Source organism: Pedomonas sp., from assembly GCF_036515995.1.
Lineage (GTDB): Bacteria > Pseudomonadota > Alphaproteobacteria > Sphingomonadales > Sphingomonadaceae > Pedomonas.
This window is the reverse complement of sequence record NZ_DATBUP010000017.1, coordinates 1-10,905: the sequence shown is the minus strand read 5'-3', so window position 1 is coordinate 10,905 and position 10,905 is coordinate 1. Positions and strand designations below refer to the sequence as shown.

Annotated in this window: 10 protein-coding genes; all 10 read right to left on the bottom strand. The window is 66.2% G+C overall.

Translation table 11 applies throughout. From position 1 onward, the window contains the following. Positions 1 to 1,059, bottom strand: a 1,059-nt coding sequence (locus VIG90_RS01790) for an NAD(P)(+) transhydrogenase (Re/Si-specific) subunit beta (protein WP_331591709.1), incomplete at its 3' end; no start/stop codon positions are given. A gap of 7 nt (positions 1,060 to 1,066) precedes the next feature. After that, positions 1,067 to 1,351, bottom strand: a complete 285-nt coding sequence (locus tag VIG90_RS01785) for an NAD(P) transhydrogenase subunit alpha (RefSeq protein ID WP_331591708.1) — start codon at positions 1,349 to 1,351, stop codon at positions 1,067 to 1,069. 10 nt (positions 1,352 to 1,361) lie between these two features. Continuing rightward, complete coding sequence (locus VIG90_RS01780; protein ID WP_331591707.1) at positions 1,362 to 2,492, bottom strand: Re/Si-specific NAD(P)(+) transhydrogenase subunit alpha; 1,131 nt, start codon at positions 2,490 to 2,492, stop codon at positions 1,362 to 1,364. A gap of 28 nt (positions 2,493 to 2,520) precedes the next feature. Further along, on the bottom strand, positions 2,521 to 2,649 hold the full coding sequence (locus tag VIG90_RS01775; protein WP_331591706.1) for an aa3-type cytochrome c oxidase subunit IV: 129 nt from the start codon (positions 2,647 to 2,649) through the stop codon (positions 2,521 to 2,523). A 318-nt stretch (positions 2,650 to 2,967) separates the two neighbouring features. Further along, positions 2,968 to 4,341 carry an AarF/ABC1/UbiB kinase family protein gene (locus VIG90_RS01770; RefSeq protein ID WP_331591705.1) on the bottom strand — a complete coding sequence of 458 codons (1,374 nt, stop codon included), beginning with the start codon at positions 4,339 to 4,341 and terminating at the stop codon, positions 2,968 to 2,970. Positions 4,342 to 4,486: 145 nt separating this feature from the next. Continuing rightward, on the bottom strand, positions 4,487 to 5,209 hold the full coding sequence (locus VIG90_RS01765; protein WP_331591704.1) for a hypothetical protein: 723 nt from the start codon (positions 5,207 to 5,209) through the stop codon (positions 4,487 to 4,489). A gap of 941 nt (positions 5,210 to 6,150) precedes the next feature. Further along, positions 6,151 to 7,299 carry a dihydropteroate synthase gene (gene folP, locus VIG90_RS01760; RefSeq protein ID WP_331591703.1) on the bottom strand — a complete coding sequence of 383 codons (1,149 nt, stop codon included), beginning with the start codon at positions 7,297 to 7,299 and terminating at the stop codon, positions 6,151 to 6,153. Between the two features lie 128 nt (positions 7,300 to 7,427). Continuing rightward, complete coding sequence (gene ftsH / locus VIG90_RS01755; protein WP_331591702.1) at positions 7,428 to 9,365, bottom strand: ATP-dependent zinc metalloprotease FtsH; 1,938 nt, start codon at positions 9,363 to 9,365, stop codon at positions 7,428 to 7,430. A gap of 135 nt (positions 9,366 to 9,500) precedes the next feature. Further along, positions 9,501 to 10,586 (bottom strand): tRNA lysidine(34) synthetase TilS, encoded by a 1,086-nt coding sequence (tilS, locus tag VIG90_RS01750; protein ID WP_331591701.1) that lies wholly within the window; start codon positions 10,584 to 10,586, stop codon positions 9,501 to 9,503. Between the two features lie 10 nt (positions 10,587 to 10,596). After that, positions 10,597 to 10,905 (bottom strand): tetratricopeptide repeat protein (locus VIG90_RS01745; RefSeq protein WP_331591700.1); only part of this gene is annotated, 309 nt, incomplete at its 5' end.

Below are 10,905 nucleotides of genomic sequence, written 5' to 3'. Positions count from 1 at the left end.
CTCGTCCTTCAGCATGTCGGCCAGTTCGCGCAGCGCGTGCTGGGCCTGCGCCACCGCCATGCCGTAACCCGGCACGATGATGACCGAAGAGGCATTCTTCATGATGAAGGCCGCATCTTCCGCCGAACCCTGCTTGATCGGCCGATCGACCTTCGGGCCGCCTGCCGCTGCCGCCGCATCCGCGCCGAAGCCGCCCGCGATCACCGAGATGAAGCTGCGGTTCATGCCCTTGCACATGATGTACGACAGGATCGCGCCCGAGGAGCCCACCAGCGCGCCGGTGATGATCATGGCCGAGTTTTGCAGCGTGAAGCCCATGGCCGCCGCCGCCCAGCCCGAGTAGCTGTTCAGCATCGACACCACCACCGGCATGTCCGCGCCGCCGATCGGGATGATCAGCAGGAAGCCGATGAGGAACGACAGGGCCGTGATGGTCCAGAACACCGTCGGGGACTGGTCCATGCAGAAGTAGGCAACAAGGCCGACAATCGCCGCCAGGATGCCGATGTTGATGACATGGCGCCCCGGCAGCATGATCGGCGCGCCCGACATGTTGCCATTCAGCTTGGCAAAGGCGATGACCGAGCCCGAGAAGGTGATCGCGCCGATGGCGATGCCGAGGCTCATCTCAATGCGGCTGACCACGTTGATGTTGTCCGCCGTGCCGATGCCGAAGGCTTCCGGGTTCGAATAGGCGGCCGCCGCCACCAGCACCGCGGCCAGACCCACCAGCGAGTGGAACGCGGCCACCAGCTGCGGCATCGCCGTCATGGCGATGCGCTGGGCGATGATGTAGCCGATGCCGCCGCCGATCACGAGCGCGCCGCCGATTTCCGGCAGGCTCGCCAGTTCATGCGTCACCAGCGTGGTGACGACAGCAATGAGCATGCCGAGCATGCCGAAGAAGTTGCCCTGGCGGCTGGTGGTCGGGCTGGAGAGCCCGCGCAGCGCCAGGATGAAGAGGACGCCCGAGGCCAGATAAGCCAGCGCGACCCACGCGGGCACGCCGGCAACCGTCGCTGCGGCAGTGTGCTCCACTACAGAGTTAGCTTGTACCATCCCCGCCTCACTTCTTCTCTTTTTTCTTGTACATGGCCAGCATGCGCTGGGTGACGGCGAAGCCGCCGAAGATGTTCACCGCGGCCAGCGCCACGCCGATGAGACCGAGCCACTTGGCCAGGGTCCAGTCGGCGGGAGCCGCTGCGATGAGCGCGCCCACCACGATCACCGAGGAGATCGCGTTGGTCACGGCCATGAGCGGGGTATGAAGGGCCGGGGTGACCGACCACACGACGTAATAGCCGACGAAGATCGCCAGCACGAAGATCGAAAGCTGTCCGATGAAATCCATGACTCGCCCCTCAGCCCTGCAGACCCGGATGCACCACCGCGCCTTCGCGGGTGACGACGATCGCCTTCAGGATTTCATCGTCCCAGTTCCAGGCGATGCTCTTGGCTTCCTTGTCGTGGAATGCGGCCAGGAAGTTGAAGAGATTGCGCGAGAACAGCGCCGAGGCATTGGCTGCCAGACGGCTCGGCACGTTGCGGTGACCAACGATGGTCACGCCGTTCGGGGTGGTCACCACCTCGCCCGGCTGCGTCAGTTCGCAGTTGCCGCCCTGCTCGGCCGCCAGATCGACGATCACCGAACCCGGCTGCATGGAGCGCACCATGTCCGCCGACACGAGACGCGGCGCGGCGCGGCCCGGAATGAGGGCGGTGGTGATGACGATGTCCTGCTTGCGGATGGTGTCCGCGATCAGGGCCGCCTGCTTGGCCTTGTAGGCGTCTGACATTTCCTTGGCGTAGCCGCCCGAGGTCTCTGCCTGACGGGTTTCCTCGTCCTCGACCATGACGAACTTGCCGCCGAGGGATTCCACCTGTTCCTTCGCCGCCAGACGCACGTCGGTCGCAGACACGATCGCGCCCAGGCGCTTGGCGGTGGCGATGGCCTGAAGCCCCGCCACGCCCGCGCCCATGACGAAGGCCTTGGCCGCCGGAATGGTGCCGGCAGCGGTCATCATCATCGGCAGGGCCCGGCCGAAATGCTCGCACGCGTCGAGCACGGCCTTGTAGCCCGCGAGGTTCGATTGCGAGGAGAGGATGTCCATGGACTGCGCGCGCGTAATGCGCGGCATGAATTCCATGGCCATGGCCGTCAGACCGGCATTGGCATAGGCCTGCATCAGGTCCCGGTTCTGGTACGGGTTGAGGCTGGCCACCAGCACGGCACCGCGAGGGTAGCCAGCCAGTTCGTCAGCATTCGGGCCCTGAACCTTCAGGATAATGCCGGCGCCATTGAGAACCGAGGCACGGTCCCCAACAAACGCACCGGCCGCTTCGTAGTCTGCGTCCGCGATGTACGACAGCGCGCCGGCACCAGTTTCCACTGCCAGGTCGAAACCCAGGCCCTTGAGCTTTTTTATGGTCTCTGGTGTGGCCGCAACTCGCCGTTCGGCGGCGCGGACTTCCTTCACCACCGCAATCTTCATCAATGTCCCCCCCCCTCTGGATCGGAGGTTAGTTCACAAGAAACACAGCCATCCCGATCAGCAGCAGACACACAGCGATGGTCCCCCACTTGGTCAGGCCGACGAAGCCCTCGTAGGTCCGCTTGTGATCACGAATATCGAAGTTGCTCTCTGACATTGCCGTAAAACTCCGTAATCGAACTAGGCGGCGCACCATAGCAAAGCGCGCCGCCAAGCCAAGCGAAAGCCTGACGAGGCGCGCACGTTATTGAGCGAAGTATTCTTTATTTGCAACCCCCGGTTTTTGAAATTTTATTGCAGACTTGCGCAATGGCCTTGCTCATCAAATTGTGGGTTGCCGCACAATAAGCCATTGAATTTAAAATATTTTCATCCGTACAAATGCCGTACGCGGCTCGCAAACACCCCGGACAACCGGAGCGCGAACCTACCCAAACTAGGAGGATATCGTGGGTGTGATTTGCCGTCGCAGTTGCTAGGTTGACGCCGGGGCCGGAGGCAGCCCCGCGGCCCGCAAGATATCCGCCTGCGCGCGCTCCAGCGCCGCCACGTCGAATCCCTCGACGATGTCCTGAAACAGGCGGTACCAGTTCACCTCGGCCTGCAGGTGCAGGAACACCCCGCCCAGCCCTACGGCGGCCCGGTCCATGAACACGAACTCGCGCGGCGGCTGCACCGGCCCCAGCTCGCGCAGGCGGGCATGTACCTTGGCTGCCTGTTCCCGGCCATAATCGCCCGGCTTTTCCGCCGCATTGATCAGCCGCGGCCGGTCTTCCATCAGCGGGCTGTAGACGAAGCTCGCCCAGATGTTCAGCGTCTCGATCAGCTCGCGGGAGAGATTGCGGAAGCCCCAGGTTTCATAGGCGTGCACCGCCAGCTGCTCGTCCCCGTCCCGGAGCGCCCTGTAGAGGTCCAGCACCCCGCCCACGAACCGCGGCGGAAAGATGCGCACGCAGCCGAAGTCCAGCAGATTGATGGTCAGGTCCGGCCGCACGGCGTAATTCCCCAGATGCGGGTCGCCGTGGATGACGCCATAGCGGTGAAACGGCACGTACCACGCCCGGAACAGGTTGATGGCGATGCGGTTTCGGGTCTCCTGATCCGCCTGCTTGTAGGTGAGGATCGGCTGGCCTTCCAGCCAGGTCATGGTCAGCAGCCGCCGCGTTGACAGCTCGGGCACCGGCTCGGGCACATGCACGCCCGGCTCCCCCTCCAGCATCAGCCGGTACAGCCGCATCCGCCCGGCCTCCAGCTCGTAATCCAGTTCTTCCCGCAGCCGGTCCGCCAGCTCGTGGCGGATTTCCGAGACATCGACCGAGCTGTCATAGGCGCGGTACAGCCCCAGCACCACGTCCAGTTGCTTCAGGTCCGCCTCCACCGCCGAGCCCATGTCCGGGTATTGCAGCTTGACCGCCAGCGCCCGCCCGTCGTGCCCGATCGCCCGGTGCACCTGCCCCAGCGAGGCCGCGGCCGCCGCCTGCTCCTCGAACCTTGCGAACCGCTCGCGCCAGTCGTCGCCCAGTTCCGTGCGCATCCGGCGGCGCACGAAGCTTCCTCCCATGGAGGGCGCATTGGCCTGCAGGTGGGCCAGCTCCTGCGCATATTCCGGCGGCAGCGCGTCGGGAATGGTGGAGAGCAGCTGGGCCAGCTTCATCACCGGTCCCTTGAGGTTGCCGAGCGAGGCGCGGATCTGCCCGGCGTGGCGCGCCTGATCCAGCGGCGTGCCCAGCACCCGGTTGGCGGCGAAGCGCGCGGCGAGCCCGCCCATCGCCGTGCCGACCCGCGCATAGCGGGCAATCCGGCCGGTCAGCCGGTCATCGTCCCGATCGCTGCTCCGGTCATCCGCCATTCAAGCCTCCTGAAGCCGCCGCCACGTCACTCATGTCCAGAGGTAGCATAGCATCCGCCGGCGGCCAGCCGCGACGCAGCCAGCCGCGCCCGGTCGCGCGCAAGGGGCCGCAGACCGTGAACCACAGCGCATGAAACGAGCCGCATCAGAAACGGTAGGATATGCTGACCTGCACCACGGGGTAGACCTTGTACTTCTCCACCTCGTCTTCGATGTCGTCGATCTCCTGCCGCAGGTCCTTCTGGAACTGCGGATTGTCCGCCAGCAGGCCCGTGGCGGTCAGCTCGCCCATTTCCGGGCGGCCGTGGAACAGGGCGCCCGCCTCGATCCCCACTGACCAGCCGGGCGCCAGCCGCCCGGCGTAACCGATGGCCACCATGGGGGCGAACCTGTTCGTCTCCACGTCGCCCCGCAGCGTGCCGATCTCCTGCGGCGTATACACCTGGTTGCCGATCGTCACCGGCTCGGACGGTGCCGCCCGCAGCCGCACCTTGTTGTCGGCGATCCGCGCGCCGACCGAGACGCGGAACTTGTTCCTGAACGGATAGAGGTCCGCCATCAGGCCGACGGAGTTGAGCTTGAGCTTGCCGTTGTAGTCCACGTCATCGATATCGAAGTCTTCGTCCCAGCGGAACCAGCCCGCATTGGCGCGCACGCCGAACAGCGAGCTGAAGCGGTATCCCGCCTCCGGCCCGATGCCGAGCGTCCCCGCCGTCGCGCCCAGCGACACCCGCCCCTCGGATCCCGCTTCCTGCGCCAGCGCCGGCCCGGCCATCAGGCCCGCACCCAGCGCAACCAGCGCACCCATAACTCTCAGCGCCCGCCCCGTTCCAAACGGCTTACGGCCGCCTGTCAGCTTACGGCTCATCGCCTTCCTCCCCACGCTACGCCATCGTCTCGGAGAGGTGACGGACCGCACACCGCAGCAACCACAACCGCTACCGAAACAGGCAACACCGGAACAGGAAGGACAACGCCGCAAACCGCCCAGCTTTCCCGCCGGGCAGATTTCCCCACTGTCCAGCTTTCCAACGGGCGGCTTTCCGACCGCGGGTCTGCTTTGGCCACGCCCCGCCCCCGCCTTCCCGCTCTAACCTTCTAACCCGCCTCATCTTTTTAAAATGATTTTAATGAACGAGAGCATCAGCTCCTGACGGGTTTCTTTTTTGCAGGGGTCTCGGACCCCCGCACCCCTTCGTTCTGCGGGGGTGATTCAGGCTCTTCTCCGGAAAGGGAGGCCTAAAAGGGTCGCCCCCTTCATCAGCCCCTTGCCCGCTGGAAACGCGCACGCCGAATAACTCAGGAGAGGAGCCCTGCCCGCCAACCTCCCCGTCGAGCACCCTCGCCGCCCAATAACCCCACTATGGGCAACCTTATCGAGCAGGCGCTCCGCCAAGCAGGTGCCATCTCCGCCTCTGTCCGCACTCCCTTGAAGCCGAGCCCCGAGCAGTCGACACACCACGCACTTTCCCTACCGCACAACCTCCCGACGCGCGGACGCCATTTCGTGCCCGCACACGCGCCCGATGAATTCATCGGGCAAAGTGTCATGCTGGACATTTATAAGAGCGGATTAGGCTGACCTGCGCACAGCTTGCCAAGACAGGCTCCCGAAACACCGCCCATTCACCCCTGCAAGAAGGCACAACGGGCAAGACCATGCGCGGTCCATATTTTTGGCCGTGCTGTCTAACCTGAGGTTCCGCCCTGCTCGAGAGCGGCTCCCCAAACGAAGGGGAGGTGCAGGAGGGCAAGCCCCTCCTGCGAACATACTCCTGAAAACGACAAAGCGTCAGCCGGGAGAAACCCTCACGCCCCGGGCGGCATCAGTGCGATGTCCTGCAGGCCCTGCCAGATCTTCAGCGCCTGCACCGTCTCGGCCACGTCGTGCACGCGGAACATCTGAACGCCCTGCGCCGCGCCCTGAATGGCAACGGCAAGGCTGCCCGGCAGACGCTCGGTTGCCGGTTCCTCGCGCGAGAGGGCGGCGATGAACCGCTTGCGGCTGACGCCCAGCAGGATCGGGCATCCGAGCGCATGGTAGAGGCCGAGGCCGTTCAGGATCTCTAGATTGTGCCGCACGGTCTTGCCGAAGCCGATGCCGGGATCGAGGATGATCTTCTCCCGTGCGATGCCCGCCGCCACGCAGGCGTCGATGCGGGCCTCCAGCCAGTCGAACACATCCAGCAGCGCGTCATCGTAGCGGGGGCTCACCTGCATGGTCTGCGGGTCGCCCTGATAGTGCATCAGCACGACGGGCACGCCGCTGTTCGCCACCACCCGTACTGCCTCGGGGTCGTATTCCAGCGCCGAGACGTCGTTGATGATGCCAACGCCGTGCTCCAGCGCGAAACGCATGACGGCGGCCTTGCGGGTATCGGCCGACCACGGCACCGGCTGGTTGGCGAGGCGCTCCAGCACCGGGCGCATCCGCTCGATCTCATCGCCTTCCCACACCGCCTTCGAGCCCGGCTGGGTCGTCTCCGCGCCGATGTCGATGACGGCAGCGCCCGCCTCGCGCATCGCCCAGGCCGTGTCGGCGGCGATGGCGGCATCCGTATGCTTGCCGCCGTCCGAGAAGCTGTCCGGCGTCACGTTGAGGATGCCCATCACCGTCGGCCGGTCGAACGGCAGCGTCTTGCCGTGGCCCATGTCGAGCGCCGGGCGCGGCGCCCGCAGTGCCTGCCATTGCCGGGCCGCCCGCTCCCGGTGCACCGGCGGCAGCGCCTCGATCAGCCGCTCCATCTCGCCGACCGGCACCACGACGCTGGCGCGCCGTTGCCTGCCCTGGCGCACGATCACCTGCACGAGGCCGAACCACACCATCCCGCCCGCCAGCCGCCGGACGGCCGCCGGGTCGTTGAACGGCGTCGCCCCGAGGCCGGTCGGGCGCAGGTAAAGGGTCGCGTCTTCCGGCAACGTCGCCAGTGCGGCCCGGTCGTGGTCGAGATCGATCATGGCGTTGCCCCTCAAAACGAAAAAGCCCCTCTCCGGAGAGAGGGGCCTTTCTTACTGCCATTCCCGTTTGACCGGGAGTGTCTTGTTATCCGATGCCTTAACCTTGGGCCGATTAACCCTGAGGCCAGTTAACCCTGAGGCTGGGGCTCCGGATCGCCGAACGAGCGGCCACCGGTCTTCGGCACGGCCGAGATGCCGGTTGCCGACGGCGGCGGGGTGTCGTCCTCCACATCGCGGCGCTCGATGGTCTTGCCCTCGATCAGCGCCTTGATCTCCTCGCCATTCAGCGTCTCGAACTCGAGCAGCGCCTTGGCGATCTTGTGCAGGTCTTCCTTGTGCTCGGTCAGGATCGACTTGGCGCGCTCGTAGCTCTCCATCACGATCCGCTTCACCTCGGCGTCGATGAGCCGGGCCGTCTCTTCCGAGACGTTCTGGGTGCGGGCGATGGAATGGCCGAGGAACACCTCTTCCTGGTTCTCGCCGTACATCAGCGGGCCGAGCTTGTCCGACATGCCCCACTGGGTCACCATGGTGCGGGACAGCGAGGTCGCCATCTGGATGTCGCCCGATGCGCCCGAGGTCACCTTGTCGTAGCCGAAGATCAGCTCTTCCGCCACGCGGCCGCCCATGGCCACCGAGAGGTTCGCGTACATCTTGTCGCGGTGGTAGCTGTAGCTGTCGCGCTCCGGCAGGCGCATCACCATACCCAGCGCACGGCCGCGCGGAATGATGGTGGCCTTGTGGATCGGGTCGGACGCCGGCTCATGCAGGGCGACCAGCGCGTGGCCTGCCTCGTGGTAGGCCGTCAGCGCCTTCTCCTCTTCGGACATGGCCATGGTCTTGCGCTCGACGCCCATCATGACCTTGTCCTTGGCGTCCTCGAAATCGATCATGGACACCAGCCGCTTGCCCTTGCGGGCCGCCAGCAGCGCCGCCTCGTTCACGAGGTTGGCAAGGTCCGCGCCCGAGAAGCCCGGCGTGCCGCGCGCGATCACCTTCGCCTTCACGTCCGGCGCCAGCGGCACCTTCTTCATGTGAACGCTGAGGATCTTCTCGCGGCCCTGAATGTCGGGGCGCGGCACCACGATCTGCCGGTCGAAGCGGCCCGGGCGCAGCAGCGCCGGGTCCAGCACGTCCGGACGGTTGGTGGCCGCCACGATGATGATGCCGTCGTTGGCCTCGAAGCCGTCCATCTCCACGAGCAGCTGGTTCAGCGTCTGCTCGCGCTCGTCGTTGCCGCCGCCAAGGCCTGCGCCACGATGGCGGCCCACGGCGTCGATTTCGTCGATGAAGATGATGCACGGCGCGTTCTTCTTCGCCTGCTCGAACATGTCGCGCACGCGGCTCGCGCCGACGCCCACGAACATCTCGACGAAGTCGGAGCCCGAGATGGAGAAGAACGGCACGTTGGCTTCACCCGCGATGGCGCGGGCCAGCAGCGTCTTGCCGGTGCCCGGAGGGCCGACCAGCAGCGCGCCTTTCGGAATCTTGCCGCCAAGGCGCTGGAACTTCTGCGGGTCCTTCAGGAAGTCCACGATCTCCTGAAGCTCCTCGCGCGCCTCGTCGATGCCGGCCACGTCGTCGAAGGTGACGCGGCCATGCTTTTCGGTGAGCAGCCGTGCGCGGGACTTGCCGAAGCCCATGGCGCCCCGGCCCGCGCCGTTCTGCATCTGGCGCATGATGAAGATCCAGATGCCCAGCACCAGCAGGAACGGCAGCATGTTGAACAGCAGCTGCATCAGGAGGCTCCGGCTTTCCTCCGGCGCGGCCCGGAAGGTCACGCCCTTGTTGGCCAGCCGGTCCACCAGATTGGGATCGTCCGGCGCATAGGTACGGAACGCCTGACCGTCCTTGAGAGTGCCGCTGATTTCCGAGCCCCGGATCTGGGCCTCGCGCACGTGTCCTTCATCCACCTGCGCAAGGAAGTCCGAGTAGGCAAGCTGAGATGCCGTCCCGGTCTGCTGCTGGGGGGAGAACATGTTGAACATCAACACCAGGACGACGATGATGATTGCCCATAAGGCAATGCTTCGGCCCAAGGTGTTCGGCCCTCTTTTATCAGGCATGATCCATCCTACGCTTCATGCGGTACGACTCTTCACCGCGTCTGGCTAAGATAAGTTTTCCGCGGCACGAAACAACCACCGGATTGCAGCATTCGACTGTTAGCCGCGCCGCTCCATCGTGTTGCGGATACGGCACTATTCGCCCTGCCGGCCCGATCGGCCGCCGGGCCCGGCAGTCGGCCTCGCTGACGTCCTCGCTCTGGGCCCTTCCGGCAGGATCTTCGCCCGCCTCGGCGTCACCCGCACGATCGCACCGCCAAGCGTTGCGCTCTGGCCGCGCCGCAGCGCCGTGATCAGCCGCTCCAGCTCTTCGCCGCGTGGGGCCGAACGGGCGGTGCCGACCCTGTCGAGGCACAGCGCCAGCGCGCGCCGCACGATCTCGTCGGGGACCTCCAGAAAGCCTCGCAGGTCGTCAATCACGAGGCCTCCGGCCGTCTCTTCCGCCCTTACATGGGCATCCACATGGCGCTGCACCACCCAGCCCATCGCGTCATTGGCCGCAGCCAGATGGCGAGCCGACGCAGCAACGCGGGCCGCGAACAGCGCTGGTTCCAGCTGCTCCGCCAGCCAGCGCCGCACCCGCGCCCGGGCGAATCGCTCGTTGCGGTTGCTGGGATCCTCGATCCACGCCTGCCCCCGCGCCTCAAGCACCTGCTGCAGCTGCGCCCGGCTCGCGTCCAGCAGCGGTCGCAGCAGCCACGTGCCCTGCGGCAGGCGCCGCGCCGGAGCAATGGCGGCAAGACCGGCCAGCCCGCTGCCCCGCTCAAGGCGCATCAGGAAGGTCTCGGCCACATCGTCCCGATGGTGGGCGGTCAGCACGGCGGGCACGCCGTTGGCGGCGCACCAGTCATCCAGCAGGCGATACCGCGCCGCCCGCGCCTCGGCCTGAATGTTGGCGGCGGGCTTTTCGCCCTCCCAGCGGAGGGTGACGTGGGGAATGTCCCGGGCCGCCAGCCAGCGGGCCACCTGCTCCGCCTCCGCCGCCGAGTCCGGGCGCAGGCCGTGATCCACCGTCAGCCCCGTCACCCGCCCCGGAAAAGCCTCGGCCGCCAGCAGCGCCAGCGCGAGGCTGTCGCCTCCCCCGGAAACGGCAACGGCCAGCCGGCTTTCGCCCGCTGGCCCGTTGGTGTCTTCCAGTTCCTTCAGACCCGCGCCCCCCGCCACCGCCTCAACGGCGGCGCGCAGGTCATCAGGCGTCAGAACCGGGTCCGAATCAGTCACGCGCTTTCGTTCAGCCGCACTTGGCCTTGGAGCGGCCCTGCGACAGGCGGGTCTTCAGGTTGCCCGAGGCTGCCGCCGGATAGTCGATCTCCAGCTGGTCGTAGGCCTGGCAAGCCTCCTTCAGGCTGCCAAGACCGGCCAGCGCATCGCCCAGCCCAAGCAGGCTGTCCGGCGCGCGGGTGGCCTTGGGGTACTTCTGGTAGGTGTCCAGAAAACCCTTGGCCGCCAGCGCGTGCTTCTTCTGCACCAGCTGCACGCGGGCCAGCCAGTACATGGCATCGGCGGTGCGGGCGTGCTTGGGGTTGCGCTCGATGAACGT